Source organism: Amycolatopsis albispora (genome assembly GCF_003312875.1).
GTDB classification, from domain to species: Bacteria; Actinomycetota; Actinomycetes; order Mycobacteriales; family Pseudonocardiaceae; genus Amycolatopsis; species Amycolatopsis albispora.
Window position 1 is genome coordinate 8,780,614 of the sequence record NZ_CP015163.1, and the last position, 26,456, is coordinate 8,807,069.

The window sequence follows — 26,456 nt, forward strand, 5'->3', positions numbered from 1 at the left end:
CTCTGTCCTCCTACGGGGTTTCAGCGACCGGCCGGGGTGACCGGCGCCGTCCACAGGCCGGTGATCGCGTCGATCAGGCCGGTGGCGGTGCGCTCCCAGGTGTCCTGGCGGCCGGTGCCCTCGGCGAGGGCCCGCTCGCGTTCGGCGCAGCCGTGGGAAATCAGGTGGCGGGCGAGTTCGCCGCGCTCCAGGTGCACCGGGACGGGCAGCGCGGGCAGGCAGTGGTTGAGCCGCTCGACGACACGCTGGATCGTCACGCCCGACATCGCGTCGTCGACGACCACCCGGCGCAGCACCGGATCGGTCATCACCTGCGCGCCGAAACGGGCGAACCAGGTCGGGCTGCCCAGCTCGGCCAGGTGCTCGGTGAGCGGGCGGACCAGGCAGGCGATCCAGTCGCGGACCTCGCCCCGGCCGTGGATGCTTTCGATCATCCGCACCCGGTGGCGCTCGATCGGCTCGGCGTGCCGGTCGAGGATCGCGCGCACCAGCGCGGTCCGGTCGCCGAAGTGGTAACCGACGGCGAAGTTGTTGCCCTGCCCGGCGGCTTCGCCGATCTGGCGGTGGGAGACCGCGGTGATCCCGTGCTCGGCGAACAGCCGTTCCGCCGCGGTGAGGATCGATTCACGCGTGCTCAGCGAGCGCCGGCTCACCGCACCTCCTCACATCGTTCAAGGCCACCTGGAAAACAGCTAACCGACTTCCCGACCTTGAGTCAAGCGACTGACTTAGATTTTCGGGCGGGGGGGGCGGGGAGCCGGGTACGCGCCTCGGCGGAGCGGGCCGGAGGGGTTGCGCGGTGTCACGAATGTGGCTTTCGAGACGTTTGGCGTCTCGAAAGCCACATTCGTGACATCCGAGCGCACCGGGCAGCGGCAGTGCTCGGGCGGCCGGGACGCCCGGGGCGCGCGCCCCGCTCCCGGACACGAATGTGGCTTTCGGGGCCGAATCCGCCTCGAAAGCCACATTCGTCCCCGCCGGGCGACACATAAGCCACATTCGTGTCCCGCGGCGGGGGGCTCGCAGGCGGCGCGTTGGCACCCGCGCGTTCGCGGCCCGGCGCCCGGGAGAGCGCGGGCTCGGCTGGGCAGGCGAAAAGGTCAGCGGGTGGTGGGGGCGGTCCAGAGGCCGGTGATGGCGTCGATCAGGCCGGTGGCGGCCTCGTCCCAGGTGGCGCGCGGGGTGGGTGTGCCTTCGGCGAGGGCGCGTTCGCGTTCCGCGACCACGTGCACCATGAGCGTCCGCAGCATGTCGCCGCGTTCGGCGCGGACTTCGGCCGGGAGCTTCGGCGGGCACTGCCGGAAGTTGTCCACCACCGACTGCAGCGACGGCGTGGCCAGCGACTCCTCCGCCATGATCGGCCGGAACGCCGGGTCGGTCATCACCTGCGCGCTGAACCGCGCGTACCACGACTGCCCGTCGAACGAGGCCAGGTGCGTGGTGATCGGCCGCACCAGGCACGCCACCCAGTCGCGGACCTCGCGCGAACCCTCCACCGCCGCGGCCATCTCGGTGCGCAGCGCTTCGATCGGACCGGCGTGCCGCCGCACGATCGCGCGGACCAGGTCGGCCTTGGTGCCGAAGTGGTAACCGACGGCGGCGTTGTTGCCCTGCCCCGCCGCGGCGCTGATCTGGCGGTTGGACACCGCGTACAGCCCCTGCTCGGCGAACAGCCGCTCCGCGGTGGTCAGTATCTGCAGCCGGGTGGCGCCGACCTGCGCGGCCCGCGGGGTTCTGCCGACATCGGTCACCACGATCACCACCGTACCGGGACGGTCCGCGGTTCACCGGCCGCCACGCGCCGGACGATCGTGTAGTGCACCGGGAGTCCTCCTCAAACCTGCGCGCGGGGTGGTTGGGCCAGTCAAACCGGACACTTTATGCTAAGTCAAGCGCCTGCTTTAACTCTGGCCCATTCCACCACTCCCAGGGAGGCCGTCCCGTGGCGTCCATGCCAGTGACCTCGCCAGCCGGACCCACCGGACCGGCGCCCGTGGCGGCCCGGCGGCCGAACCTCGTGGTCGCCGTGCTCGCCTTCGGCGGGGTGACCGTCGCGCTCATGCAGACGGTGATCATCCCGCTGGTCCCGCGGCTGCCGGAGCTGCTCGGCTCCACCCCGGCCGACACCGCGTGGGCGATCACCGCCACCCTGCTCGCCGCCGCGGTCGCCACGCCGACCATGGGACGGCTCGGCGACATGTACGGCAAGCGCCGCATGCTGCTGATCAGCCTCGGCCTGCTGGTCGCCGGGTCGGTGCTCGCCGCGCTCAGCACCAGCCTCGCGCCGCTGGTGGTGGCGCGGGTGCTGCAGGGGCTGGCCTCCGGGGTGATCCCGCTCGGCATCAGCATCATGCGTGACGAGCTGCCCGCCGAGCGGCTCGGCTCGGCGACCGCGCTGATGAGCGCGTCGCTCGGCGTCGGCGGCGCGCTCGGCCTGCCGCTGGCGACCCTGCTCGCGGAGAGCGTCGACTGGCACGTGCTGTTCTGGGTGGCCTCCGGGCTCGGCCTGCTCGCCACCGCGCTGGTGGTGACCGTGGTGCCGGAGTCGTCGGTCCGCACGGGCGGCCGGTTCGACTTCGTCGGCGCGCTCGGCCTGTCGATCGTGCTGCTCTGCCTGCTGCTCGCGGTGTCGAAGGGCGCCGAATGGGGCTGGGGCAGCGGGCTGACGCTCGGCCTGTCCGGCGGCGCCGCGGTGGTGCTGCTCGCCTGGCTCCGCTGGGAGCTGCGGACCCGCGAACCGCTGGTCGACCTGCGGACCTCGGCACGGCGCACGGTCGCGCTGACCAACCTGGCGTCGGCGGTGTTCGGCTTCTCCATGTTCGCCATGTCGCTGGTGCTGCCGCAGCTGCTGCAACTGCCCGCGGCCACCGGGCACGGCCTCGGCCAGCCGATGACCGTGGTCGGCCTGGTGCTGGCGCCGTCCGGGCTGGTGATGATGGCGATGGCCCCGGTGTCCGCGCGGATCACCCGGCTCAGCGGCCCGCGCACCACGCTCATCGTGGGCACGCTGGTCGTCGCCGTCGGGTACGCGCTCAACCTGCTGCTGATGAGCGAGATCTGGCACCTGGTGGTGATGTCCAGCCTGATCGGCGCCGGGATCGGGCTGGCGTACGGCGCGATGCCCGCGTTGATCATGTCGGCGGTGCCGGTTTCGGAGACCGCGGCGGCCAACAGCCTGAACACGCTGATGCGCTCGATCGGCACGTCGGTGTGCAGCGCGGTGGCCGGGGTGGTGCTCTCGCAGCTGACCGTGCCGTTCGGCCCGGCCGAGGTGCCCTCGCTGACCGGGTTCCGGCTGGTGGTCGGGATCGGCGCTGGCGCGGCGCTGGCGGCGGCGGTGATCGCCTGCTTCATCCCGCGCCGCCGGGCCTGACCGGGATAGGCTCGGGGCATGACCGAACCCGAGGGTGGCCCTCCGGGCACCGACTACACCGACTCCGGCGTGCCGAACTTCGACTACGTGCGCGACAAGATCGACAAGCGCTTCGCCACCGCCGAGGGCGCCACCGAGCTGGCCGGGATCGGCGGTGAGGAGACCGTCGAGTCGCTGGACAAGAAGCTGGCCGACCGCGACGAGGCCGCACGGTCCAAATTGGACGAGATCAGGCGGTCGATGCGCGGGGAGTGACCGCGTGCCCCCGGTGGAGATCGTGGCGCTGCTGGTGTCCTCGCGGCACGCCTTCGAAGGCAGGCCGTCGGACGGGCCGCGGCCCGATCCGGAGCCGCCCGGGCGGGAGGTGGTCACCGTGCGGGCCGGGCTCGGCCTGGCGGGTGACCGGTTCTTCAACCATCCCGCGCACCGGCAGGCCGCGGTCACCGTTATTGCCGCCGAATCGCTGGACCACCTGGTGCGCGAACTCGGCCTGCCCGCCGCGCCGGATCCGCACCTGACCCGCCGGAACATCACCCTGCGCGGCTTCGACGTCGACGGGCTGGAGCGGGGCACGGTGTTCAGCCTCGATTCCGGTGACGGGCCGGTGCGGTTCCGGGCGCACCGGCCGGCGCACCCGTGTGCCTGGATGGACGTGGTGCTTGCGCCGGGTGCCTTCCGGGGCCTGCGGCGGCGTGGCGGGGTCCGCTGCGAACCGCTCGACGACGGCCTTCTCCGCCTCGGACCCGCCACGCTGACCGTCTAGCGCACGGCCGCCTCGATCAGCGCGAGTGCCCGGCCGACGGCCATCGGCTCCGGGCGGCTCCCGTCACGCAGGCGCAGGGCGGCTTGGCCGTTCGCGGCTTCCGACGGGCCGATCACCGCCTGGAACGGCACCAGCCGCCCGTTCCGCACGCGCGCGCCGAGGCTGCCGTGTGCCGCGATCTCCACCCGCAGGCCGAGTCCGGTTGCCTGGTCGGCGAATTCCCGTGCGCGGGCGAATTCGTTGCCGGAGACGGGAAGCACCAGCAGCTGCACCGGCGCGAGCCACGCCGGGAACGCACCGCCGTGCACTTCGACCAGTTGCGCCACCACCCGTTCCAGGCTGCCGAGCACGCTCCGGTGCACCATCACCGGCCGGTGCTTCGCGCCGTCCGCGCCGATGTAGTGCAGCCCGAACCGCTCCGGCTGGTGGAAATCGACCTGCACGGTGGACAGGGTCCATTCGCGACCGGCCGAATCGGCGAGCTGCACGTCGATTTTGGGACCGTAGAAGGCCGCTTCCCCTTCGACGGCTTCGTAGTCCATGCCGTCCAGCGCTTCGGCGAGCACGGCCGCCGCGCGCCGCCACATTTCCGGGCCGGCCACGTACTTCCCGTCCTGGCCGGGCAAGGAGAGGCGGTAGCGGGCCGCGCGCAGGCCGAGGTCGTCGTAGGCGCGCCCGATCAGTTCCAGCGCCGCGCGCACCTCCGCCACGGCCTGCTCCGGCGCGCAGAAGATGTGCCCGTCGTTCAACTGGATGGACCGCACGCGCGCCAGCCCGCCCAGCACGCCGGACGGCTCGTCGCGGAACATGCCGCCCAGTTCCGCCAGCCGCACCGGGAGTTCGCGGTGGCTGCGACCGCGTGACCGGTAGATCAGCGCGTGGTGCGGGCACAGGCTCGGGCGCAGCACCACCTGCTCCTCGCCGAGATCCATCGGCGGGAACATGTGCTCGCGGTAGTGGTCCCAATGCCCGGAAAGCTCGTACAGCTCCCGTTTTCCGAGCACCGGCGAGTACACGTGCTGGTACCCGGCGCGGCGTTCGGCGGCACGCAGGTAGTCCTCCAGGGCCTGCCGGACGGCGGCGCCGGCGGGCAGCCAGTACGGCAGGCCCGCGCCGATCAGGGGATCGCTGCCGAACAACCCCAGTTCGCGGCCGAGTGCGCGGTGGTCGGGCATGGTGGTCTCCTTCCGCCGGAACGGATGACCACACGACAAAGCCCGGGGCACCCGCCCCGGGCTGTTGTCACTGCATGGGAATCAGCGCGCCGGGACCTTGTCCGGCGTCGTGGTGACGGATGCGCGCTTCATGTGTTCCACGGTATCCCCGCGCGCAACGGATTTACCGCCGCGCCCAGTCGAGCATGAACCGGCCCCACGGATCGTCGGGCCGGTGGCGCAGCAGGCTGACCGCGATCGCCGCGGCGAACCCGCGGCACCAGGCCCACAGCCGATCCCGGTCCACGCCGGGGATCCGCTCGCTGAGCAGGTCCACACGCCGCCGCGCGGTTTCCTCGTCGGTGGTGCCGTCGAGCGCCCAGTCGACCAGGTCGATGGCCTGGTCACCCAGGCACGGCCGCGGATCGATGGCGACCAGCCGCCCGCCGGTGCGCACCACGTTGCCCGCGTGCAGATCCCCGTGCACCAGGCCGATCGGGCCGCCTTCGGCCAGTTCGAGGCAGGCCGCCCGGCTTTCGGCCAGCAGGCCGGGCAGGAAGTGGAGCGACGGCAGTTCCCGCGCACGGCCGTCCATCAGGTCGAAGAGGAAGCCGACGCGCTCGGTCAGCGTCGGCAGTTCCGCGCCGTCGGGTGGCGCGACGCGGAGTGCGGTCAGCAGCGGAACGACTTCCTCCAGCGACCAATCGGCGTCGGCGAGGGGTTCCGGTTCCGGCAACCATTCCAGCAGGACCGCACCGCGTCCGGGGTCGGCTTCGAGCAGATCGACCACGTACGGGACGCCCCACCAGCCCCGCAGCGCGGTGGCTTCCTGCCGGGCGACTTCCGGATCGGGCGTCAGTTTCAGCACGGCCTGGCCGTGCTCGTCGGATTCACACCGCAGCACCACGGAATTGCTGCCCGCCGGGAGCAGTTCCAGCGGGCGCAGCCGCCAGGCCGCCGCGAATTCGGCGATGAGCGCGTCCAGTTCGTCGCACCACCCGGCGGCCGCGGCGCCGAAGCGGTGCAGCAGGCGGGCACGCGACGAGTCCGGGAGCACGATCGAAGTGGTCATGCCGTCCATTATGGAACGAACTCGGGCAGGCGCTGAGCGATTTTCTCCGGTGACGGCATCGCGGCGATTTCCTCGGCGACGGTTCGCGCGGCTTCGCGGTAATCGTCCGACTTCAGCAAATTCCGCGCGTTGTCCGCGATTTCGTGTTCCCCGCCTGAGATCCCCGCGCCCGCGGTGCTCACCGCGGCGGCGTTGGCGAACTGGTCGGCGCCCTGCGGCAGCAGCAGTTGTGGCACGCCGGCGGCGAGCGCGCCGAGCGTGGTACCGCTGCCGCCGTGGTGCACCACCAGATCCGCGTGCGGCAGCACGTCGGCCTGCGGTACCCAGGACCGCACGGTGACGTTGTGCGGCACGTCACCGAGTTGCTCCGGCGCCACCCGCCGGTGGCGACCACCACGCGTGCGTCGAGCGCGGCCAGCGCGCGGACCGCGGTGGTGAGTAACCCCGCCGTGCCGAAAGCGGTGCCGAGCGTCAGGTAGATCAGGGGTTTCTCATCGCGGTCCATCGTCCACGACGACAGCGGCGAGTAGGGCACCGGCCGCAGCGGGATGCGCTGGCCGTTGGCGAGGAAGTCCTTGTCCTGCAAGGAAGGCGGGCAGATGTCGAAGTGCGGCCGGTCGGGCGCGACGGCCATCGGCAGTTCCAACCCGATGCCGGGCGGGACCATGCGCCCGAAGCCGTGCCAAATCCCCGGAATCCCGGCCCGGGTCGCGGCGACCGCCGCTCCCGGCAGGCCCCATTCGTGCACCACCAGATCCGGCCGCAACCGCGCCAGCTCCGGTTCCAGGTCTTCGGCGTAGATCTCGTAGAACGCGTCGGCCGGCCGGAACGGCCGCAGCCCGCTCTCCGCCAGCGGCCCGTGCACTTCCTCACCGGCGGCGAAGTGCACCTCGTGCCCGGCCGCCCGGACCGCGATCGCGAGCGGGATCAGCGGATAGGTGTGACCGGCCGAAGCCAGGCTGGCAAAAAGGACACGCATGGACCGAACCTACGCGAGCGCGGCCAGCTTGCGGCGCAGATGCGCACGATCCGGTTCCGTGCCGGCCAGCTCGATCGCCCGCTGGTAGGCCTCCTTGGCTTCGGCGATCCGGCCGAGCCGCTGCAACAGGTCCCCGCGCGCGGCGGGGAACGGGTGGTACGTGCGCAGCAGCGGCTCGTCGGCGAGTTCGTCCAGCAGCGCCAGCCCCGCTTCCGGGCCGTCGCGCATGGCGACCGCGGCCGCGTGGTTCAGCGAAACCACCGGTGACGGCGTGAGCTGCCGCAGCACCTCGTAGAGCGCGACGATCTGCGGCCAGTCGGTGCTGGCCAGGTCGGCGGCCTCGTCGTGCAGCGCGGCGATCGCCGCCTGGACCCCGTACGGGCCGGGTGGGCCGCCGGTCAGCGACGGCGGTACCAGCGCGCTGCCTTCGTTGATCATCGCGCGGTCCCAGCGGGTCCGGTCCTGGTCCTCGAGCAGCACCACCGAGCCGTCCGGGCCGGTGCGGGCGTCGCGACGGGCGTGGACCAGCAGCATCAGCGCCAGCAGGCCGGTGACCTCGCGTTCGCCGGGCAGCAGCCGGTGCAGGATCCGGGTCAGCCGGATCGCCTCTTCGGCCAGGTCGAGCCGTTGCAGGTCCGGGCCGGAACTGGCCGCGTAGCCCTCGGTGAAGATCGAATACACCACCTGCAGCACGCCGGGCAGCCGTTCCGGCAGCTCGTCGGCGTCCGGCACGCGGAACGGGATGCGGGCCTCGCGGATCTTCTTCTTCGCGCGCACGATCCGCTTGGCCATGGTGACGGGCGGGACCAGGAACGCACGCGCCACCTCGGGAGTGGTCAGGCCCGCGAGGCAGCGCAGCGTGAGCGCCGTGCGGTCCTCGGCGGGCAGCGCGGGATGCGCGCAGGTGAAGAACAACTGCAGCCGCTCGTCCGGCAGTTCGGTGCCGTTCTCGCCGGGCGCGGGCGGCGGCGCCGCGCGATCGGCCTCCACCTGCAACACGGCCAGCCGGGTGGCCAGCACCTTGTCGCGGCGGAGGCGGTCGACCGCGCGGCGGCGCGCCGTGGTCATCAGCCAGGCACCCGGCTTGGCGGGCACGCCTTCGACCGGCCAGCGCGCCAGCGCCACCTCGATGGCCTCGGAGGTGACCTCCTCGGCCAGGTCGAGATCCCCGAACCGGCGCACCAGCGCGGCGAGCAGCCTGCCGTGTTCCTCGCGGAACACCGATTCGATGGATGACACCGGCGCGCCCATTCCGGTCAGGCGTCGAAGTCGGCGACCGGCCGGACGACCACCGAACCACCGCCGAGCGCGCCGGGGCAGCGTGCCGCCCAGTCCAGCGCGACGTCGAGGTCCGGCACGTCGATCACGTAGAAGCCGCCGAGCACCTCGCGGGTCTCGGCGAACGGGCCGTCGGTGACCGTTCGCTTGCCGCCGCGTCGACCCGCACGGTGGTCGCGGTGACCAGGTCGGCGAGGGATTCGCTGGAGACCAGGATGCCCGCGTCGCGGACCTGCTTGTCGTAGGCGATCCAGTCGGCGGGCTCGCAGCCCGGCTCGGTCTGCCCGGCGGCGGCGTTGATCAGCAGCAGGTACTTCATGGTTTCGGCTCCTCGTGTTGCGGCTTGACCACCTCACCACGAACGGGCCGCGCCCGGATGGACAAACCACGCGAAGAAATTCTTCACGGCATCGGGGCGTCCAGGAAGGCGGGGATCGCGGGCAGCAGGATCTCCGTGCGGTCCACCAGGCCGATGTGGGACGCGCCGGGCACCACGAGCAGCTGCGACGCGGGCATCGGGCCGACGTCACCCATCACCCCGCCGCCCAGGAGCCGGAAGAACTCGACCGTGTGCTCCGGCGTGACGATGTCCGAATCGGCGGCGATCAGCTGCACCGGCGCCTTGATCGCCTTGACCTGCTCGGCGGTGAGCTCCGGCATGCGCAGGTCGAGGTCCTTGGTCTTCTCCAGGAACACCGGCCAGTGCGCCGGATCCGGGTGCTTCGCCAGGTACTCGGCCTCGAACACGCTGCCCGCCAGGTCCTCCGGCTTGAGCTGGTCGATCCCGTCGAGCACCCCCGGGTGCAGGCCCGAGTTGTGGTACGAGACCGCGGCGAGCACCAGCTTCCGCACCCGGTCCGGGTGCCGGACGGCGATCTGCAGCGCCACCGAGCTGCCCATGCTGTAGCCGAAGAAGTCGGCCTTGGGCACGCCGAGCTGGTCGAGCAGCGCGACCGTGTCGTCGGCCATCTGCTCGATGGACAGCGGCTGGTCGCGGTCGGCGGTGTGCCCGTAGCCCTGCTGCTCCACCGCGATCACCCGCCGCGACTTGGCCAGCTCCGGCATCAGCTTGCCGAACGAGGTGGTGATGGTGGACAGCGAACCGTGCAGCAGCACCAGGGGCTGCTGGCCCTGTCCCTGGGTTTCGTAGTACATGTTCAGGCCGTTGACCTGGGCGTAGTGCGCCTCGGGGCCGGGCGCGGGCGCGGCGGGTGCCGCCTGACCGCCGCCGGGCTCGCAGCCGGCGAGCAGCAGGACGGCGAGCACCGCCGCTACGGTGGGCCTGAACTTCAGTGGCATCGGATCTCCTCGGGTCGCTTGAAGTGCACTGAAGTGTCGAGCGGCGCCACCGGAAATCGACCACCTGCCCGGAGATTTTCCCCCGGATTTCCGAGTGGGTCAGGCCTGGCCGCGGGCCAGCGCGATGAGCCGGTCGAGCACGTGGCCGCCACTGGCACGCAGGCCGTTGTGCTCGTACTCGTTGGTCAGCCACGGCCGCATGCGGGGCAGCAGCCGGGCGGTTTCCTCCGACAGCGCCCGGTCCACGTAGGCGTCCTCGGCGTAGATCGCCGCGGCGCACGGCACCTCGCAGACCCGCAGGCGGTCGGTGTCGTAGAGCCGTGGCCACTCGTGCTCGGCGAGCAGCTCGGCGGCTTCGGCCAGCGGCGCCAGGCCCCGGTCGTCGGTGAAGGTCCACGGGAAAACATGCTCCCCGGTGAACAGCGTGACGTCGTCTTCAAACTCGCCGGGCAGCACCCGCGCGGCGGACCAGCGCGTGGTGTGCCCGTCGGCGTAGCAGGCCTCGTGGATCACCGCGTAGAGCGGATTGCGCGCCGAGAACGGCAGGGCGGCGGCGACGTCGTGGGCGAAGGCGGGTGAGGCCGGGTCGCGTTCGAGCAGGTAGTGCAGGTGCTCGGCGCCGTCGCTCATGCCGAGCACGTTGCCGACCTGGCGGAACAGCCGCGCGGTCAGCGTCGATCCGTTGGGCAGCGTGATTTCGCCCGCGTCGAGCCGGTCGTGCAGCGCGCGCACGCGGTCGCGGTCGCCGGGGTAGCGCTGGTAGTAGCGGCGGTTGCGCTCGAGCACCGTGGCGAAGGTGGCGCGGTAGATGTCGTCCGGGTGCAGCCCGACCGGCGGCAGCCCGCCGGTGAAGAACGCCTCGCGCAGGCCGTCCGGTGCGGTGGACAGGTAGTTCAGCGTGCAGAAGCCGCCGAACGACTGGCCGAGCACGCTCCACTTCTCGACGCCGAGCGCCTCGCGGATCAGCTCGGCGTCACGCACGATCGAGTCCGCGCGGAAGTGCCTGAGGTAGTCGGCCTGCTGCTGCGGGGACAGCCCAGGCAGCGTGCCCACCGGGGTGGACCGGCCGGTGCCGCGCTGGTCGAGCATCAGCACGCGGTAGTCGCGCAGGGCACGGGAAAGCCAGCCGGGCCCGGTCGGTGAACCGGTGGGCCGCGGTGCTTCCTGGCCGGGGCCGCCCTGCAGGAACACCAGGAACGGGCGGTCGCGACCGGCCGGATCGGCCACCTCCCGCGCGAAGACGGTGAGCTGCTCGCCGCCGGGGTTGCCGTGGTCGAGCGGGACCTGGAATTCGTGTTCGGTCAGGACAAGTCCGGGAATCTGCACGGTTTCAGCCACGACGCCGATCCTGCCAGCCAGGCGTCGACCGCGCGCTGCCCGCGGAGCCGGACCCTGGCCCGCAACCACGCGTGACGCCGCCAAGCCTCGCGAACGATTTGGTCGCGGTCGGTGAAGAAGGTGTGGAGCGGCCCTTCGGTGTTGCCGCCCGGGATCGTGCTTTCCCGGCCGAATCGGCGCATGAGCGTGCGCGCGTGATCACCCTGGTCATGGTGAACCGGCGCGGGTGGTCGAGCCAGACCAGCACCTGCGTGCGAGCGGTCAGCTGCTCGCGCACTTCCTCGCCCTGCCATTCGATCGCCCAGCTTTCGCGGCCGATGTGGGCGAGCACCCGCTCGCGCCAGTCCGGCAGCACGGTCCAGTCCGGGCCGTGGAAGAAGGTCTCGAACTGGGTGAACGGCACGCCGAGCCGGGCGCTGATCTGCTCCGCCAGCGTGGTTTTCCCGGAACCGGGCGGGCCCGCCACCGCGATCCGCCGGGGCCGGTCGATGGGCATGGGGTCGGTGGGTCCGAGCAGGCGCATGGAAGCAACTTAGCGACTCATGCCCTCCCGACTATTTGACAATGACGTTCATGTTCGGCAACCCTGCGTCGGGCGAACGGCGGAGGCGACGTGTTCATGGGGAAAACCCGGCAGACCGGGGAAAAACGGGGTGCGGGGCGGGACGCGGTGGTGGTCGCGGCCGGGCTGGGGGCGGTGCTGGTCGTTTCGGTGGTGCTGGCGATCGGCCTCGGGTCGGCGGTGATCCCGCCGGCGGACACCGCGCGGTACCTGTGGGCGGCGCTGGTCGGCGACGGCATTCCCGCCGAGGAGTTCACCCGCTACCAGATCATCTGGCAGGTGCGCACACCACGCGTGCTGCTGGCCGCGGTGATCGGCGCCGGGCTCGGCGCGGTGGGCGTGGCGATCCAGGCGATGGTGCGCAACGCGCTCGCGGATCCGTTCATTCTCGGCGTTTCGTCCGGGGCGTCGGTGGGTGCGGTCGCGGTGACCTCGTTCGGCGCGTTCGCCGTGTTCGGCATCTACGCGGTGTCGATCGGCGCCTTTCTCGGCGCGCTGGTGGCGTCCGTACTGGTCTACGCCGCGGCCCGCTCGCGTGCCGGGATCACGCCGCTGCGGCTGGTGCTCACCGGTGTCGCGCTGGCCTTCGGCTTCGAGGCGGTGATGAGCCTGATCATCTACTTCGCGCCGGACAGCGAAGCCACCAGCACGGTGCTGTACTGGACGATGGGCAGCTTCGGCGGCGCGACCTGGGGCGCGTTGCCGGTGGTGGCGGTCGCGGTGGTCGCCGGGGTGGTGGTGCTGCGCCGGTACGCGCGCAGCCTGGACGTGCTCTCCCTCGGCGACGAGACCGCCGCGAGCCTCGGCGTGCGCACGGAATCGTTGCGGCGCGGGCTGTTTGTGCTGACCGCGGTGGTCACCGGCGCGATGGTCGCGGTCAGCGGCGCGATCGGCTTTGTCGGACTGGTCATCCCGCACCTGGTCCGGATCCTGTTCGGCGCTTCGCACGCACGTGTGCTGCTGATCGCCCCGCTCGCGGGCGCGATCTTCATGGTCTGGGTCGATCTCGCCGCGCGCACCGTGGTCGCGCCCCGCGAACTGCCGCTCGGGGTGATCACCGCGCTGATCGGCGTGCCGGTTTTTGTCACGCTGATGCGGCGGCGCGGCTACCTGTTCGGAGGGCGTTGAGGTGGAACTCCGGTTCGACGACGTAACCGTTGCACTGCAAGGGAAAACCCTGGTCGACCAGCTCAGCCTGACGGCTGGGTCCGGGCGGGTGACCGGGCTCGTCGGGCCGAACGGCTCGGGCAAGTCGACCGCGCTGCGCTGCGTGTACGGCGCGTTGAAACCCCACGGCGGCGCGGTCTGGCTGGAGGACAACGCCTTGGCGGAACTGGGAAACCGCCGTGCGGCGCGGGCGATCGCCGCGCTGACCCAGGAAAGCAGCAGCGAATTCGACTTCACCGTGGCGGAACTGGTCGAACTCGGCCGGTTCCCGCACCTCACCGGCAACCAGGCGCTCACCGCCCGCGAAAAGGACCTGTGCCGCGACGCGATGGAACGGCTCGACGTGGCGCACCTCGCCGACCGCGGCGTGCTGACGCTGTCCGGCGGGGAACGGCAGCGCGTGCTGATCGCGCGGGCACTGGTGCAGGAACCCGCGGTGCTGGTGCTCGACGAACCGACCAACCACCTCGACGTCCGGCACCAGATCGAACTGCTGTCGCTGCTGCGCACCCTCGGGCTGACCGTGCTCGTGGTGCTGCACGACCTCAATCTCGCGGCGGCGGTGTGCGACCGCATCGGCGTGCTGTCGAACGGTTCGCTGGTCCGCGCCGGCACCCCGGCCGAGGTGCTCACCGCCGAGCTGGTGCGCGAGGTCTTCGGCGTCGAGGTGACCGTGGTGGACCACCCGCTCACCGGCGACCCGCAACTGCTCTACGCCCTGACCAGTGACAGAAGGAGTTCGGTGTGAAGAAGGCGGTCCCCATCCTGGCGGCGTTGCTGCTGCTGTCGGCTTGCGGCGCGGAGGTCGAAGGCGGCGCGCCGGCGGCACAGGAGAAGGTGGTGAAGCGGTGCGGTGAGGACGTCAAGTACACGACGCCGAAGCGGTCGGTGGTCTACGAAGCGGGCAGCGCGGACAAGATGTTCGCGCTGGGCCTGACCTCGCACGTGCACGGGTACGTGATGCCGCCGGCCAACCCGCCGGTGCAGGAATCCCCGTATGCCGCCGAATACGCGAAGGTGCAGTTCCTCGGCGACGACCTGCTCAACCGCGAACTCGTGGTCGACGCGCAGGCCGATTTTGTGGTGGCGGGCTGGAATTCGGGCTTCAGCGACCAGCGCGGCATCACCCCGGCGATCCTGGACGGGCTCGGCATCCAGAGCTTCATGCACAGCGAATCCTGCTTCAACTACCCGAAGTTCCCGGAGAAGCTGCCGCCGTTCGAGGCGCTGTACACGGACCTGATCCGGATGGGGCAGATCTTCGGCGTGGAGGAGCGCGCGCAGCAGCTGGTCGCCGACTACAAGCGGCGGGTGGACCAGGTGGTCGCGGCGGCGCCGAAGGGCGACCCGGTGAAGGTGTTCCTCTACGACTCGGGCGCCGACCAGGCCTCCACCGCGGGGAACCAGGTGCCACCCAACGACATCATCCGCTTCGCCGGCGGCCGCAACATCTTCGACGGGGTCGAGGCGCGCTGGACGAAGGTCGGCTGGGAAGCCGTGGTGGACGCGCAGCCGGAGGTGGTGGTGATCCTGGACTACGGCGACAAGCCGGCGCAGGAGAAGATCAACTTCCTGAAGACCTCCCCGGCGACCGCGCAACTGCCCGCGGTGGTGAACGACAAGTTCTACGTGCTGGACTACAACGAGGGCATCAGCGGGCCGCGCAACATCGACGGCCTGGAGGGTTTTGCCAAGTACCTGCGAGAGTTCCAGCGCTAGACCGGGCCGCCGCCGTAGCCGATCTCGTTGCCTTCCGGGTCGCGGTAGGTGATCTTGCGGACGCCGTTGTCGTAGGTCTCGCGCAGCGCGGGTTCGATGCCGCGCTCGGTGATCCCGTCGACGACGGTATCGAGATCGTCGACGAACAGGGTGATCAGCGCGTGGCCCGCGTGCTCGGGCCGCAGTTCGACGTACACCGACCGCCCGTCGGCGATCTCCCAGACGGCCTCGACGTCGTTGGGGAACAAGCTCGGCGGCGAGCCGAAGAGGCGCTCGTACCAGGCCAGCGCGGCGGGCAGATCCGCGACGGAGATCCCGGCGTACAGATACGGCCCCATCGACACCTCCCTGACGTTGTGGCCACCCAACCGCATTCCCCGCCGGGCCGCAAAATCAGGAGGCGCCCTCCGCTGAACACGAATGTGGCTTTCGGGGCGAAATCCGCCCGCCCGTCGCCCACCGCCACCCTCAATGGAGCTGCGCGCGGTGTCTATTCGAAAGCCACTCAGTGTCAGGGTTGGTGTGGCCGCTCGTGGTGGGCGGTTAGGGTCCGGTCTTGATCGCGTGGTGACTCTGAAAGCCACTGCCGTTGCTGGCTTGCGAACGAATTGTCCAGCGTGATCAAGGTCCGGGCCTGGCTGGCCTGACTTGATAGAAGCGTGGGCATACGCCATCAACCTCGACTGAGGTGTGTCCGACCAGCCCGGCCCGGAAAAGACGCATGTTCTCCGGCTAGGGAAGGAACACACGCGGTGTCCATGGTGGTCATTGGCATCGATCCGCACAAGTCCAGCCACACCGCGGTCGCGGTCGATCAGACCGGCCGCCGCCTGGGGCAGAAAACCGTGACCGCCGACCCCGACGGGCTGCTGCGGCTGCGGTCCTGGGCCACCCAGTTCGGCACCGGGCCGCGCTGGGCGGTCGAAGACGGCCGCGGCGTGGCCGGGCGACTGGTCCGCACCCTGATCGGCACCGGCGCCACCGTGGTCTGGGTCCCACCCAAACTGATGGCCGCCTGCCGCGCCAGCGCCCGCACCCGCGGTAAATCCGACCCGATCGACGCCCTGGCCATCGCCCGCGCCGCCCTGCGCGAACCCGACCTGCCCACCGCACACCTGGACCAGACCGCCCTGGACCTGCGCCTGCTCTCCGACCGGCGCGAACACCTGGTCAACCGCCGCACCGCCAGCATCAACCAACTGCGCTGGCACCTGCACGACCTCGACCCCGCCCTGGACCAGACCCACCCCCGCCTGACCGGGCCCCGCGCCCAGCACACCCTCACCACCGCCCTGTCCACCCTGCCCGCCAGCGTCCGCCGCGACCTCGCCCTGGACCTGCTCACCGAGATCACCACCCTGACCCAGCAGATCACCCAGCTCGAACACCAACTCCGCACCCGAGTCCAGCCCCTGGCCCCCACCCTGCTGGCCATCACCGGCGTCAGCACCGTCCTCGCCGCGAAAATCATCGGCGAAACCGCCGGCATCACCCGCTTCCGCTCACCCGCCGCCTACGCCATGCACACCGGCACCGCACCCATCCCCACCTGGACAGCCAACAAACCCCACTACCGCCTCAACCGCGGCGGCAACCGCCAACTCAACACCTGCCTCCACCGCATCGCCATCACCCAACTCACCCACCACCCACCCGCCCGCACCTACCGCGACAACTGGACCAAACACCACCCCCACGCCACCACCAAAGCCGCCCTCCGCGCCCTCAAACGCCACCTCGTCAACACCATCTACCGAGCACTCACCACCGACCTCACTTGACATAGAAGCTTCATTCGTGTTCGGTGCGCCCCGGTGAGCGGCCCCCGGCGAGCGCGCGCCGAGGCCGCATCGGGCCGCGAGGCTCACTCCGCGGGGTGGCCAAGTGTCACGAATGTGGCGCGGGCTCAAGCGGTGGTTGCAACGGGGGACTGTCCGGACAGTACTCGGTTGAGGGATTGGGCTGGGGTGAGCCAGCCCAGGGTGTGGCGGGGGCGTTCGTTGAGTTCGGCGGCGACGGCGGCGAGGTCGTCGGCGGTGTGCCTGGTCAGGTCGGTGCCTTTGGGGAAGTACTGGCGGAGCAGGCCGTTGGTGTTCTCGTTGGTGCCGCGTTGCCAGGGTGAGTGCGGGTCGCAGAAGTAGATGGCCATGTCGGTGGCCAGGGTGATCTCGGCGTGGCGGGCCATTTCGTTGCCGCGGTCCCAGGTCAGCGAGCGTCGCAGCTGGGCGGGCAGGGTGGTGATGGTGGCGATCATCGCGTCGCGGACGTGCTCGGCGGTGTGACCGTGGGGCAGGTGCAGCAGCAGCACGAACCGGGTGGACCGCTCCACCAGCGTCCCGATCGCGGAGCTGTTGCCGGCGCCGAGGATCAGATCGCCTTCCCAGTGCCCGGGCACCGCGCGGTCGGCGGCCTCGGCCGGGCGCGCCGAGATCGGGATCGGGCCGGGCAGCCGGGGCGGCAGGTGGCGGCGGGCCTGGCCGCGGGGACGGCGCAGCGCCCGCCCGGTCCGCAGGCACGCGGCCAGCTCACGCCGTAACGCGCCCCGGCTCTGGACGTAAATGGCCTGGTAGATCGTCTCGTGCGACACCCAACGCTCCGGCTGATCGGCAAAAGCGAGCTTGCGCGCGGCCGCGATCTGCCCGGGCGACCACCGCTTCTCCAGCCGAGTCTGCACCCACGCCCGCAGCCGGGCGTCAACAGCCAGCTTCACCGGTTTCGGACGCCGCGCCCGCACCCGCGCCGCGCTGTCGGCAACCACCGCCCGATACGCCACCGGCCCACCATGACGAGCCACCTCCCGGCTCACCGTCGACGCCGCCCGCCCCAGCCCCCGAGCGATCCTGCGCAACGACCACCCCGCACACAACCCCCGCGAGATCTCCTCCCGCTCAGCCAACGACAAATACCGCCCGCCCAGCGCACACGGCGCGTTCCCGATCACCCCACCAGCCTGCGCGAACCACCGCCGCCCCGTCTCATGCGACACACCCGCCAACCCCGCCGCCGGCCGCACCGCCCACCCCGCCCGCACCAACCCCCAAAACCGCACCCGAACATCACGACCCAGCACCATCACAACTCCCATCAACAAGGGTGTTGCAACAACCACTGGAATCCACCTGGCTTTCGAGACGTCAAACGTCCCGAAAGCCACATTCGTGACACTTCCGGCCGCGCGCCGGGTCAGGCCAGCATGCCGCCGTCCACTCGGAGTATCACGCCGGTGACGTAGGAGGCCCGGTCACTGAGCAGCCAAGCGGCCGCCTCGGCGACCTCCTCCGGCTCGGCCACGCGGCCCAGCGGCGTCCCCGCGTTGAGCCGTTCGATGACCCCGGGGGACGCCTTGTCCCAGTCCAGCAGCATTTCGGTGCGCGTGGTGCCGGGCGCGACGGCGTTGATCCGGATGCCCTCCGGCCCGTAGGTGGCCGCGGCCGACGCGGTGAGGCTGTTCACCCCGCTCTTCATCGCGCCGTACGCGGTCAGTTCCGGGTTGGCCATCAGGCTGCCGACGCTGCTGGTGTGCACGATCGCGCCGGTGCCCGCGGTGGCCCGGATCGCGGCGACCTCGGCGATCATGGCCAGCCACGGCGCCTTCAGGTTCACCGCGTAGTTGTGGTCGAAATCGGCTTCGGTGGTCTGGTCCATCGGGCCGGGCGGGACGCCGGTGGCGGCGTTGTTGAGCGCGACGTCGAGGCGCCCGTGCAGCTCGACAACGCGGTCCACCGCGGCACGCAGGCTGTCGGGGTCGGCGAGGTCGCAGACCACGTAGTCGGCGACACCGCCGTCCGCGCGGATGTCCTCGGTGACGGTCTTGAGCTGGGCTTCGGTCCGGGCCGCGAGCAGCACGCGCGCGCCTTCGCGGGCGAACAGGCGGGCCGCGGCGGCGCCGATGCCCCGCCCGGCGCCGGTGACAAACGCGACCTTGCCCTCGAGCAGGCCGGTGATTGATCGAGTCATGGTGCCGAGCTTGCGACCCGCCGGCCGGGCTCAGCCAGGCATCGCTGGTACCTGGCTGAGCCCGGCCGCCACCGCGCACACTGGACGGGTGGATCGAGCAGAACTCGCCGGATTCCTGCGCAGCAGGCGCGAGCGGATCACCCCGGCCGACGTGGGGCTGCCCGCCGGGCGCCGCCGTCGCACGCCGGGGCTGCGCCGCGAGGAGGTGGCGCAGCTGGCGTTCATCTCGAACGAGTACTACACGCGGCTGGAGCAGGCGAAGGCGCCGCGCCCGTCGCGTGAGGTGCTGGCCGGGCTGACGCGCGCGCTGCGCCTGTCCGACACCGAGCGCGACTACCTCCACCACCTCGCCGGCGCCCCGCCCGGCCCGGCTCCCGGACCTTCGCGTGAGGTCCGGCCCAGCATTCTCGCCCTGCTGGACCGGTTGCCGCTGGCCGCCGCGCTCGTGCTGTCCGCGTCGTACGAGGTGATCGCCTGGAACCCGCTCGCCGCCGCGTTGATGGAGGACTTCTCGGCGTTGTCCCGGCGCGAACGCAACCTGGTCCGCCGGGCCTTTCTCGAACCACGACACGACGGTCGGCCGTTGTACGGCCTGACCGACAGCGGTGAGTTCGCCGCGAGCGCCGCCCGGCACCTGCGCGCCACCGCCGCGCGGTACCCGGACGACCCGGAACTGGTCGCGCTGATCGCCGAACTGCGTGAGGGCAGCGAGGAATTCGCGCGGCTGTGGGATTCGCGGGACGTGTGCGCCGGGCCGAGCCTGTGCAAGACCTTCCACCACCCGGTGGTCGGCCCGGTCTCGGTGATCTGCGACGTGCTCGACATCACCGACCGTGACCAGCGTGTGGTGATCTACACCGCCGAACCGGGGTCGCGGTCGGAGGAGGCGCTGCGGTTGCTCTCGGTGGTCGGCACGCAGCGGCTGGACGTGCCCGGCTGAGCCGGGCGCTTCACCAGCAGTCCCAGCCAGATCAGCCCGCCCATCACCGCGACCAGCAGGTACTCGATCAGCGGGATGCGCACGATCTCGTGCAGTCCGCCGAGCGAGCGCGAACCGTAGACGACCACCGCCGCGGCGAGGTACCCGAGCCCGATGGTCCAGCGCGTGCGCAGGCCGAGCCCGAGGCCGTGCATCTGCGTCACCACAAAAACGCCGAGGAAGCCGAACAGGAACATCGGCCACATCCCGTCCGGCCCGGAGTTCATCACCGCGACCAGCGTGCCGTGCACCGCCACCATCAGCTCCAGCGCCAGTGTCCACCAGCGGTTGGTGTGCGCGCGGGTGAAGAAGATGCTGCCCTGGAACAGCAGCAGGAACATGTAGAAGAAGCCGATCAGGTGGCCACTGGTGGTCTCCATCGGGTGGTACCAGAAGGTGTAGATCGCCGCCCAGCTGAACAGGTAACCGTGGTACTTGCGGGCGAACCGGACGACCTCCGCCGAAAGCGGCGCACGCCGCCCGAAGAACAGCCCGCGGCGGCGGTTTTCCATCAGCAGCACCACGATCAGCAGCAGCACCACCGAGCCCTGCGAGCTGAAGATGGACACGTCCTGCGCCAGGCCGTCGTAGAACACGCGCGTCTGCACCTCGTGCAGCGCGATGAAGCCGAGGTTGGCGGCGAGCGCGACCACGTTCACCGGGTGCAGCCCGGTGGTGTAGCGGCGGACGTGGCGCTGGGCGTAGAAGATCAGCCACCACGAGACCAGCTGGTGGGCCGCGTACCCGAGCCATGCCGACGCCCTGGTCCAGAAGGTCGGGTCGGGCAGCTTCCAGTAGTACCAGGACGCGCCCTGGTCCGGCAGCAGCGTGACGGCCAGCCCCTGCCCGAACACCCACACCAGCCCGGTCAGCACCGCCGCGGCGACCACGCCCCAGAGCGGCAGCCACCGCGAATTGCTCAGCATGCTGAGCATTCTGCCCAACGTTCAGCAGGCTGAGCAAATGGCCTGATGAGAGGATGCGGGCGTGCCGAGGAAAACCGTGATGCCCGACGAGGACGAGACCGGCGACGTCAGCTCCTGGCCGACCGGGCGGCTGCTCTCGGTGGCCGCCAGGGTGCTCGAGTCGCGGTTCGACGACGTGCTCGCCCGGCACAACCTGACCCACGCCGGGCTGATCGCGCTGCACCACCTGGCTGGGCGGCCGCGCTCGCAGCGGGAGCTGGCGATGCGCTGCCGGGTCACCGACCAGACCATGAGCCGGACCATCGAGCGCTTGCGGCGCAACGAGTTCGTCGCGCGTGCACACGATCCGGCGGATCGGCGCCGCAGCATCGTGCGGCTGACCGAGGCCGGCGAGCGCGTGCTGGCCACGGCGCGGCGCGAGGAACGCGAATCGGAGCTGCTGCTCGGCGTGATCGACGACTACGAGCACTTCCGCGGCCAGCTGCTCAAGCTGATCCGGCACGCGAGCCCGGACCGGTAACGCCGCGCCGAGCGGCGGCGACTACGGCCCTGAGGGGACGGACTCCGAGGCGGGCGAATGAATGGGGACTTCCCAGCCGATGCGCTGGACCGGCTGCTCGCGGCGTGGCGCGCGGAGATCGACGGTGTGCCGATGCCGGAACTCGTATCCACAGAGGAGGCGCTGGCCATCCTGGCTGGGGCGGTGAAGGCGCGGGGCTGCTCGTGCCCGCGACCCGGTGTCGACAGGCGGCGTGGGCCTGGGCGTCCGGGTTGCCGCAGGGCTCGTTCCCAGGCATTATGAACACGAGTTCATGAACGTGTGTTCACAATGATGGGGAGTCCCGATGACCGACATCGTCAACACCGCGCAGGCGGAGGCGTGGAACGGCTACGAGGGCGAGCACTGGGCCACGCACGACGACCGGTTCGACGCGGTCAACGGCGGCTTCAACGAGTTCGTGCTCAACGCCGCCGCGATCGGCGAGACCGACCGGGTGCTCGACATCGGCTGCGGCAACGGGCAGCTGACCCGCCTTGCCGCGGCACGGGCGCCGAAGGGACGGGTGTCCGGTGTGGACCTTTCCGGCCCGATGCTCGCCACCGCGCGGGCGCGCGCGGGCGCCGAAGGCCTCGGCAACCTGACCTTCGAACAGGGCGACGCGCAGGTTTTCCCCTTCGAGCCCGGCTCGTTCGACGTGGCGCTGAGCCGGTTCGGCGTGATGTTCTTCGCCGACCCGGTCGCCGCGTTCGCCAACGTGCACCGCGCGCTCAGCCCGGCGGGACGCCTCGCCTTCCTCTGCATGACCGAGCTCCAGGGCACCGATCTCGGCAGCGTGCTGGCCGCCATGGAGCCCCACGTGCCGCGGCCCACCGGCGCCGACGGCACCGGGCCGACCTCGTTCGCCGATCCCGTGCGCACCCGGGCCGTGCTGTCCGGCGCGGGTTTCACCGGAATCGACTGCACGCGGGTCGAAGCCGACCAGATCTGGGGCGCCGACCTCGAGGACGCCACCGCCTTCATGGCCGACTGGGGTCCGGTGAAGCACCACCTCACCCTGGCCGATCCCGAAACCGCCGCGAAGGCCCGCGCCGCCCTCACCGCCGCCTTGCGCCCGTTCGCCCAGGCTGACGCCGTCCGCCTGCGCGGCACCGCCTGGCTGGTCACCGCGCGCAAGTCCTGAGGAGCCGCGTTTGTCCCCGCGAAAAGCAGCCGCGTTGAAGCACACCGACGGCCGTTCGCTGCGTGAGCACCTGATCGACACGGCCGTGCGCTTGATCGCCGAGCAGGGCACGGCCGGGCTCACCGTGCGTGCGATCGCGCGTGCCGCCGGTGTCGCCGACGGTGTGCTGTACAACCACTTCGCCGACAAGGAAGAACTGCTGGCGAACGCGTTGCGCGCGCACGTCCGCGCGGTGGAGGCGGAACTCGGCGAACTGCCCGAGCCCGGCACCGGCACGGTGGAGGCGAACCTGCGCGAGCACCTGGCGTACGGGCTGGCGCTGCACCGCGCCATCCTGCCCGCCTTCACCGGACTGCTCGCCCAGCCCGAGGTTCTCGCCCGGTTCGGCGAACTCGACGGCCACGGCGACGACTGGCGCGGCCAGCTGCGCCGGTACCTGCGCACCGAACGCGCGCTCGGCAGGCTGGCCGCCGGTGCGCGGGTGGACGCGGCGGCGGCCATGCTCGTCGGCATCTGCCACGAAACCGTGTTGTCCGCGCTGCTCCCGCACACCGGCACCACCAAGGCCCCGGCGGTCCGCGACGTGGTCGAGGCGGTGCTCGACGGCATCGCTAAATGAGCACCAGCGACGCCGCGGCGGGCGCCAGGTACATCAGCGGGGCCGGGATGTGCGCCCACGACCGCGCGCGCAGCACGGTGATCAGCGCGCCGGTGAAGTACAGCACCAGCCCGATCGCCGCCGCCACGCCGATCCACGGCACGAACAACCCGGCGACCAGGCCGGCCGCGCCCGCCGATTTGGCCGTGGCGAGCCACGGCCACCACGAGCGCGGCACCCCGTAGGCGGCCAGCGGCCCGACCACGAACTCGAACCGGAAGACGATCGCGGCCGCCGAGAAGGCGGCCAGCGCGGCGGCGATGATCGTGACGACAACGTAAGCAGTGGACATCGGAACTCCTCATCCGTAGCGGGTTCAACGCCTCGACCCGCCCGCCGCCGCGGATGTGACAACCCCGGTCAGTCCAGGTAGTCCTTGAACTGCACGGTGACCGAGTGCCCGTCCGACGGCCAGTTCACCACCGGCACCGTGCGTTCCTGACCGCCCGAGCCGCGCGCCACCTGGGTGACGTCGATCGCGGCCGCCGCACCAGGATCCGCGGGCAGATAGGTGTCCACCCCGGCAAGGAACGGCAGCGCGTTGAACGGCGGCAGCGCCACGCCCGGGGTGGACGCGAGGTCGCAGTGGTCGTCGAAGGCGAACGCCGCGAGGACCTGGCGAAGCCGCGGTGCGACGGCCGGGGCGAGCACGTTGACGCCGTTGAACGCCAGCTGGTCACCGTCCGGCTGGTCCGACCACCACTCGCGGCCGCGCAGCACGGTGACCGCGGTGTGCGTAGGACACTTGTCGACATATTCGCCGATCCCGCCCGGCCCGGACACCTGCAACCGCAGGAACCGGTCGCTGCGCTCGAACGGCTCGAAGTAGAAGTGGTAGGTCTGCTGGCCTGCACGCAGCAGGGCCAGCTCGTAGTGCTTGTGCCCGTTGATCTTCAGCGGCCCGAACGAACCGTCCGCGGCGGTCTGCAGGTCGTGCACCGGCAGGCCGTGCCGCTTGCCCCCGCGGACCTCCCAGACCTGGAGCCGCCCGGAAATCCCGGTGTTCTGCGGGAAGTACACCGCGCGGCCCGCGATCTCGACCAGGCCGGGCGGCTCGGGCGTGACCTCGGTGGTGATCGGCGGCCGGTCACGCAGGAACTGGTGCATGTGCGCGAAACTCTCGGCCGAGGTGGTGGTTTCGGTGTGCCCGAGGTGGGGCAGGCGGACGTTGACCGCACCGCCGATGTTGCCTTCGGGTTGCAGGCCGCCCCACAGCGCGAGCGTCGGCACGCCGCCGGGTTGCTTGGCGCTGGACCGGCCATCGACGTTGACGTACCGGCGCACCAGCGCCGCCCGTTCCGGGGCGGCCAGGTAGGCGTGCATCACCGTGGTGCCGCGGGAATGCGCGATGATGTCCACAGTGGACGCACCGGTACGCGAACGGACGTCCGCGATGAACGCGTCGAGTCCGGTGATCGCGTGGTCGTTGGTGGGGATGCTGGTGTCGTACTCGAAGGAGTAGAGCAGCTTGTCGGCGTATCCGTTGGCGGAGAAGCGTTTGGCGTTCGACTGCCACTGGTGGGCCGAGCCCTGGTGGCCGTGCACGAAGATCACCGGCGTGGTGGGTGCGCGGTCCGCATCGGCGGCGAGCAGGTATCCGGCGCGGATGTTCCGCGCGTCCGCGACGGCCACCTTGTTGTCGTAGTGCGTCACGCTCGGGTAGAGGCTCGCCAGGGTCTTCTGGTCGAACGGGAGGTACGTGCCGAACAACTGGCAGAAGGTCTCGCCGCTGTTGTCCCCGGTGTTCAGCGCGGTCGGCACGGCCACCTCCGAAAGCCGGATGCCACCGAGTGCCAGGCCGAGTTCGTCACGCTTCTTGGTCACGCCGTCCGCCTCGAATTCCAGCGGTGGCGCGGTCGGCGGAGGGGTGCCGCGCTCGGTCCAGCGGCGCAGGTGCTCGTACGCGGCGGCGGTCACGTGGTGCATCGGCACGCGGCTGAACGGTGGCTTGGCGCAGTTGTACTGCGGTGCCGCGCCGAGGTCGCGTTCGGAGATCGGCGTGCGGTAGACCTGCCCCTGGTAGCCCGAATGCGCACCACCCGCCACCTCCCAGCGCCGGAACTGCGTGGTGTCGGCCGGACGCTGCGAATTTCGCACGTCGGTCTCGGACAGGATCTGGAACACCGGTTCCTTGCCGACCCTGGTGGGCGCGGGACCGACCACGAACGCGTACCCGTCGAAGACCGGCGTCTGCTGCGGCAGCACCTTGTCGTAGAGCACGGTCATCCGGCCCGCCGACTGGGAAGCGCCGATGGCGAGCAGTGTGCGCGGCCGCAGTCCGCCCAGCACCGCGCCGGTGTCCACGGCCCGGCCCGCCTGCGTGAAGATGTCGTAGGACAGCTCGTCGGCGGTGTGCTTGCCGCCGCCGGTCACGTCGAGGCCGCCGTACCGCGCCGGGCTCCAGCCGCGGAGCTGGTCGACGCCGACCCGCTGGGCCGACACGCCGATCCACGCGTGCCCGGCGCGGAGCACCGAGTCCGCGTTCCACAGCGCGTCCAGGTCGTAGCCGGCGGTCACGTTCTGCCATTCGACCAGTGCCGTGCCGCTGAAATCCTTGGCACGCAAGGGACGCCGGACCACCACGCGCGTGGTGTACGGGACGTCGGCGGCCACCTGCGTGCCGTCGGCAGTCCAGCCCGCGGCCAGTCCGGAGACGTGGAACTCCTGCTCCACGTAACCGCGGGCGGCCAGGTCGGCCGGGGTGGAGAAGAACGGGTAGGTGTCCTCGATCCGCTCGGCCTTCGGGTCACCGGGCACGGTGCCGGGCAGCGGGCCGGTGACCTGGGGCACCTGGACGGTGGCGGGCGCGGCGGTGGCGATCGGGGCGGCCGGGACAAGCAGGCCGAGCACGGCGGCGACCAGCGCGGCACGCCGGAACGCGGAAATCGGCATGATGGCTCCCACACGGCGATGAGCAGGACCCAGCGAACGTAATCGGCACGCGAGCCCGCCTGCCAGCGTCCGGCGCAAGCGTGAGACCGCGGTCTCAGACCGGGGTCAGCACCGCCCGCGCGGTGCGTTCCACCAGTTCGGGGTCGGGGGCCGGACCGCCGAGGAGCTCGGCGTACACGGCGGATTCGATGACGCGCACGTAGAGATAGGCCGTCTGGTCGAGCGCGGTGGACGGCCACGGCCGGTCGCCGTGTGCCTCCCGCAGGATCTCGCGATGGGCCGCGACCACCCGGCGGTGCACCACGCCCGAGGTGGTGAACAGCACGCGCGCGGCGGTTTCCGGTTCGCTGCTCAGGAAGGCGCGGAACGCCACGGCGGTGTGCAGCTGGCCGACGAACCACCGGGTGATCTCCAGTACGCCTTCGGCACCCGGATGGCGTCGCCGTCGCCTGGCCAGTGCCAGCAGCCGTTCGGTGAACCGCCACAGCACCTCGCCGAGCAGGCTGTCCCGGCTGTGCGCCACCCGGTACAGCGTGGCGCGGCTGACCGCGAGGCTCGCCGCCAGCCGGTCCATGTCGACCCCGCCGTGCTGCAGGAAGAACCGGCACGCGCCGCGCACCACCTGCTCGTGGCTGACCACCCGCCCCGTCATCGCCGC

26 protein-coding genes and 2 pseudogenes are annotated in these 26,456 nt (G+C 71.2%); 11 read left to right on the forward strand and 17 right to left on the reverse strand.

Annotated elements, in window-relative coordinates; all coding sequences use genetic code 11:
* Positions 1–20: 20 nt before the first annotated feature.
* Complete coding sequence (locus tag A4R43_RS40820) at positions 21–653, reverse strand: TetR/AcrR family transcriptional regulator (RefSeq protein WP_113696977.1); 633 nt, start codon at positions 651–653, stop codon at positions 21–23.
* A 447-nt stretch (positions 654–1,100) separates the two neighbouring features.
* Positions 1,101–1,763, reverse strand: coding sequence for a TetR/AcrR family transcriptional regulator (locus tag A4R43_RS40825; protein WP_418190789.1), 663 nt, complete (start codon positions 1,761–1,763; stop codon positions 1,101–1,103).
* Positions 1,764–1,951: 188 nt separating this feature from the next.
* On the opposite strand from A4R43_RS40825, the gene A4R43_RS40830 reads away from it, so the two are divergent.
* Genes A4R43_RS40830 through A4R43_RS40840 form a run of 3 tightly spaced genes read left to right on the forward strand, consistent with a single transcriptional unit; the run spans position 1,952 to position 4,136 of the window.
* Positions 1,952–3,373 carry an MFS transporter gene (locus tag A4R43_RS40830; protein ID WP_113698217.1) on the forward strand — a complete coding sequence of 474 codons (1,422 nt, stop codon included), beginning with the start codon at positions 1,952–1,954 and terminating at the stop codon, positions 3,371–3,373.
* A gap of 18 nt (positions 3,374–3,391) precedes the next feature.
* Positions 3,392–3,628: a PspA/IM30 family protein gene (locus A4R43_RS40835; RefSeq protein ID WP_113696978.1), complete on the forward strand. Its 237-nt coding sequence runs from the start codon at positions 3,392–3,394 to the stop codon at positions 3,626–3,628.
* A 4-nt stretch (positions 3,629–3,632) separates the two neighbouring features.
* Positions 3,633–4,136 (forward strand): MOSC domain-containing protein, encoded by a 504-nt coding sequence (locus A4R43_RS40840; RefSeq protein WP_113696979.1) that lies wholly within the window; start codon positions 3,633–3,635, stop codon positions 4,134–4,136.
* On the opposite strand, the gene thrS is transcribed toward A4R43_RS40840, so the two are convergent.
* From thrS to A4R43_RS40880, 8 genes and pseudogenes are all read right to left on the reverse strand, one after another.
* Complete coding sequence (gene thrS, locus A4R43_RS40845; protein ID WP_113696980.1) at positions 4,133–5,311, reverse strand: threonine--tRNA ligase; 1,179 nt, start codon at positions 5,309–5,311, stop codon at positions 4,133–4,135. The two genes, A4R43_RS40840 and thrS, sit on opposite strands and share 4 nt — an antisense overlap.
* Before the next feature lie 163 nt (positions 5,312–5,474).
* Positions 5,475–6,362 (reverse strand): aminoglycoside phosphotransferase family protein, encoded by an 888-nt coding sequence (locus A4R43_RS40850; RefSeq protein ID WP_162788778.1) that lies wholly within the window; start codon positions 6,360–6,362, stop codon positions 5,475–5,477.
* 8 nt (positions 6,363–6,370) lie between these two features.
* Positions 6,371–7,341: pseudogene (locus tag A4R43_RS44550) on the reverse strand (glycosyltransferase).
* 9 nt (positions 7,342–7,350) lie between these two features.
* Positions 7,351–8,592: an RNA polymerase sigma factor gene (locus tag A4R43_RS40860; RefSeq protein ID WP_113696982.1), complete on the reverse strand. Its 1,242-nt coding sequence runs from the start codon at positions 8,590–8,592 to the stop codon at positions 7,351–7,353.
* Positions 8,593–8,597: 5 nt separating this feature from the next.
* Positions 8,598–8,938: pseudogene (locus A4R43_RS40865) on the reverse strand (YciI family protein).
* Positions 8,939–9,021: 83 nt separating this feature from the next.
* The gene (locus A4R43_RS40870; protein WP_113696983.1) at positions 9,022–9,918 is read right to left on the reverse strand and encodes an alpha/beta fold hydrolase; all 897 of its coding nucleotides are present in this window, start codon (positions 9,916–9,918) and stop codon (positions 9,022–9,024) included.
* Between the two features lie 99 nt (positions 9,919–10,017).
* Positions 10,018–11,256 carry an alpha/beta fold hydrolase gene (locus A4R43_RS40875; RefSeq protein WP_113696984.1) on the reverse strand — a complete coding sequence of 413 codons (1,239 nt, stop codon included), beginning with the start codon at positions 11,254–11,256 and terminating at the stop codon, positions 10,018–10,020.
* Entirely contained in the window at positions 11,249–11,779 is a 531-nt protein-coding gene (locus A4R43_RS40880) for an AAA family ATPase (protein ID WP_236808591.1), read from the reverse strand. Before A4R43_RS40880 ends, A4R43_RS40875 begins: the two co-directional genes overlap by 8 nt.
* Positions 11,780–11,875: 96 nt before the next feature.
* On the opposite strand from A4R43_RS40880, the gene A4R43_RS40885 reads away from it, so the two are divergent.
* From A4R43_RS40885 to A4R43_RS40895, 3 genes are read left to right on the forward strand one after another with little or no spacing between them, the layout of a single operon-like run.
* A complete protein-coding gene (locus tag A4R43_RS40885; protein ID WP_113698218.1) occupies positions 11,876–12,946 on the forward strand; it encodes a FecCD family ABC transporter permease in 1,071 nt (356 codons plus the stop codon).
* Between the two features lies 1 nt (position 12,947).
* The gene (locus tag A4R43_RS40890; protein ID WP_113696985.1) at positions 12,948–13,733 is read left to right on the forward strand and encodes an ABC transporter ATP-binding protein; all 786 of its coding nucleotides are present in this window, start codon (positions 12,948–12,950) and stop codon (positions 13,731–13,733) included.
* On the forward strand, positions 13,730–14,704 hold the full coding sequence (locus A4R43_RS40895) for an ABC transporter substrate-binding protein (RefSeq protein WP_113696986.1): 975 nt from the start codon (positions 13,730–13,732) through the stop codon (positions 14,702–14,704). Before A4R43_RS40890 ends, A4R43_RS40895 begins: the two co-directional genes overlap by 4 nt.
* Here A4R43_RS40895 and A4R43_RS40900 read toward each other — a convergent pair.
* Positions 14,701–15,042, reverse strand: a complete 342-nt coding sequence (locus tag A4R43_RS40900; protein ID WP_113696987.1) for a VOC family protein — start codon at positions 15,040–15,042, stop codon at positions 14,701–14,703. The two genes, A4R43_RS40895 and A4R43_RS40900, sit on opposite strands and share 4 nt — an antisense overlap.
* Positions 15,043–15,462: 420 nt before the next feature.
* On the opposite strand from A4R43_RS40900, the gene A4R43_RS40905 reads away from it, so the two are divergent.
* Entirely contained in the window at positions 15,463–16,485 is a 1,023-nt protein-coding gene (locus A4R43_RS40905; protein WP_113691230.1) for an IS110 family RNA-guided transposase, read from the forward strand.
* A gap of 125 nt (positions 16,486–16,610) precedes the next feature.
* Here A4R43_RS40905 and A4R43_RS40910 read toward each other — a convergent pair whose 3' ends face one another.
* Both A4R43_RS40910 and A4R43_RS40915 read right to left on the reverse strand, forming a co-directional pair.
* A complete protein-coding gene (locus tag A4R43_RS40910) occupies positions 16,611–17,789 on the reverse strand; it encodes an IS30 family transposase (protein WP_205215173.1) in 1,179 nt (392 codons plus the stop codon).
* A gap of 98 nt (positions 17,790–17,887) precedes the next feature.
* Positions 17,888–18,661: an SDR family NAD(P)-dependent oxidoreductase gene (locus A4R43_RS40915; protein ID WP_113696988.1), complete on the reverse strand. Its 774-nt coding sequence runs from the start codon at positions 18,659–18,661 to the stop codon at positions 17,888–17,890.
* 88 nt (positions 18,662–18,749) lie between these two features.
* Here A4R43_RS40915 and A4R43_RS40920 point away from each other — a divergent pair, with 88 nt between their 5' ends.
* On the forward strand, positions 18,750–19,601 hold the full coding sequence (locus A4R43_RS40920; RefSeq protein WP_113696989.1) for a helix-turn-helix transcriptional regulator: 852 nt from the start codon (positions 18,750–18,752) through the stop codon (positions 19,599–19,601).
* Here A4R43_RS40920 and A4R43_RS40925 read toward each other — a convergent pair.
* Positions 19,514–20,566 carry a hypothetical protein gene (locus A4R43_RS40925; protein WP_205215174.1) on the reverse strand — a complete coding sequence of 351 codons (1,053 nt, stop codon included), beginning with the start codon at positions 20,564–20,566 and terminating at the stop codon, positions 19,514–19,516. The two genes, A4R43_RS40920 and A4R43_RS40925, sit on opposite strands and share 88 nt — an antisense overlap.
* 61 nt (positions 20,567–20,627) lie before the next feature.
* Between A4R43_RS40925 and A4R43_RS40930 the strand changes: the two genes are divergently transcribed.
* From A4R43_RS40930 to A4R43_RS40940, 3 genes are all read left to right on the forward strand, one after another.
* On the forward strand, positions 20,628–21,086 hold the full coding sequence (locus A4R43_RS40930) for a MarR family winged helix-turn-helix transcriptional regulator (protein WP_236808592.1): 459 nt from the start codon (positions 20,628–20,630) through the stop codon (positions 21,084–21,086).
* 325 nt (positions 21,087–21,411) lie between these two features.
* Positions 21,412–22,248, forward strand: a complete 837-nt coding sequence (locus A4R43_RS40935) for a class I SAM-dependent methyltransferase (RefSeq protein WP_113696991.1) — start codon at positions 21,412–21,414, stop codon at positions 22,246–22,248.
* Between the two features lie 34 nt (positions 22,249–22,282).
* Positions 22,283–22,867 carry a TetR/AcrR family transcriptional regulator gene (locus tag A4R43_RS40940; RefSeq protein WP_236808594.1) on the forward strand — a complete coding sequence of 195 codons (585 nt, stop codon included), beginning with the start codon at positions 22,283–22,285 and terminating at the stop codon, positions 22,865–22,867.
* Here A4R43_RS40940 and A4R43_RS40945 read toward each other — a convergent pair.
* From A4R43_RS40945 to A4R43_RS40955, 3 genes are all read right to left on the reverse strand, one after another.
* On the reverse strand, positions 22,860–23,198 hold the full coding sequence (locus A4R43_RS40945) for a DoxX family protein (RefSeq protein WP_113696993.1): 339 nt from the start codon (positions 23,196–23,198) through the stop codon (positions 22,860–22,862). The two genes, A4R43_RS40940 and A4R43_RS40945, sit on opposite strands and share 8 nt — an antisense overlap.
* Before the next feature lie 68 nt (positions 23,199–23,266).
* Positions 23,267–25,798 (reverse strand): alpha/beta hydrolase domain-containing protein, encoded by a 2,532-nt coding sequence (locus tag A4R43_RS40950; protein WP_113696994.1) that lies wholly within the window; start codon positions 25,796–25,798, stop codon positions 23,267–23,269.
* A gap of 94 nt (positions 25,799–25,892) precedes the next feature.
* Positions 25,893–26,450, reverse strand: a complete 558-nt coding sequence (locus tag A4R43_RS40955) for a QsdR family transcriptional regulator (RefSeq protein WP_113696995.1) — start codon at positions 26,448–26,450, stop codon at positions 25,893–25,895.
* Between the last annotated feature and the right edge of the window lie 6 nt (positions 26,451–26,456).

Excerpts from the sequence above, each read along its gene's own strand:
- A4R43_RS40830 (WP_113698217.1), top strand. The coding sequence starts at position 1,952 with ATGCCAGTGACCTCGCCAGCCGGACCCACCGGACCGGCGCCCGTGGCG.
- A4R43_RS40935 (WP_113696991.1), top strand. The coding sequence starts at position 21,412 with ATGACCGACATCGTCAACACCGCGCAGGCGGAGGCGTGGAACGGCTAC.
- A4R43_RS40835 (WP_113696978.1), top strand. The coding sequence starts at position 3,392 with ATGACCGAACCCGAGGGTGGCCCTCCGGGCACCGACTACACCGACTCC.
- A4R43_RS40955 (WP_113696995.1), bottom strand. The coding sequence starts at position 26,450 with ATGACGGGGCGGGTGGTCAGCCACGAGCAGGTGGTGCGCGGCGCGTGC.
- A4R43_RS40900 (WP_113696987.1), bottom strand. The coding sequence starts at position 15,042 with ATGGGGCCGTATCTGTACGCCGGGATCTCCGTCGCGGATCTGCCCGCC.
- A4R43_RS40860 (WP_113696982.1), bottom strand. The coding sequence starts at position 8,592 with ATGGGCGCGCCGGTGTCATCCATCGAATCGGTGTTCCGCGAGGAACAC.
- A4R43_RS40870 (WP_113696983.1), bottom strand. The coding sequence starts at position 9,918 with ATGCCACTGAAGTTCAGGCCCACCGTAGCGGCGGTGCTCGCCGTCCTG.
- A4R43_RS40945 (WP_113696993.1), bottom strand. The coding sequence starts at position 23,198 with ATGTCCACTGCTTACGTTGTCGTCACGATCATCGCCGCCGCGCTGGCC.
- A4R43_RS40915 (WP_113696988.1), bottom strand. The coding sequence starts at position 18,661 with ATGACTCGATCAATCACCGGCCTGCTCGAGGGCAAGGTCGCGTTTGTC.
- A4R43_RS40925 (WP_205215174.1), bottom strand. The coding sequence starts at position 20,566 with ATGCTGAGCAATTCGCGGTGGCTGCCGCTCTGGGGCGTGGTCGCCGCG.
- A4R43_RS40905 (WP_113691230.1), top strand. The coding sequence starts at position 15,463 with ATGGTGGTCATTGGCATCGATCCGCACAAGTCCAGCCACACCGCGGTC.
- A4R43_RS40850 (WP_162788778.1), bottom strand. The coding sequence starts at position 6,362 with ATGACCACTTCGATCGTGCTCCCGGACTCGTCGCGTGCCCGCCTGCTG.
- A4R43_RS40950 (WP_113696994.1), bottom strand. The coding sequence starts at position 25,798 with ATGCCGATTTCCGCGTTCCGGCGTGCCGCGCTGGTCGCCGCCGTGCTC.
- A4R43_RS40880 (WP_236808591.1), bottom strand. The coding sequence starts at position 11,779 with ATGCGCCTGCTCGGACCCACCGACCCCATGCCCATCGACCGGCCCCGG.
- thrS (WP_113696980.1), bottom strand. The coding sequence starts at position 5,311 with ATGCCCGACCACCGCGCACTCGGCCGCGAACTGGGGTTGTTCGGCAGC.
- A4R43_RS40885 (WP_113698218.1), top strand. The coding sequence starts at position 11,876 with ATGGGGAAAACCCGGCAGACCGGGGAAAAACGGGGTGCGGGGCGGGAC.
- A4R43_RS40910 (WP_205215173.1), bottom strand. The coding sequence starts at position 17,789 with ATGGGAGTTGTGATGGTGCTGGGTCGTGATGTTCGGGTGCGGTTTTGG.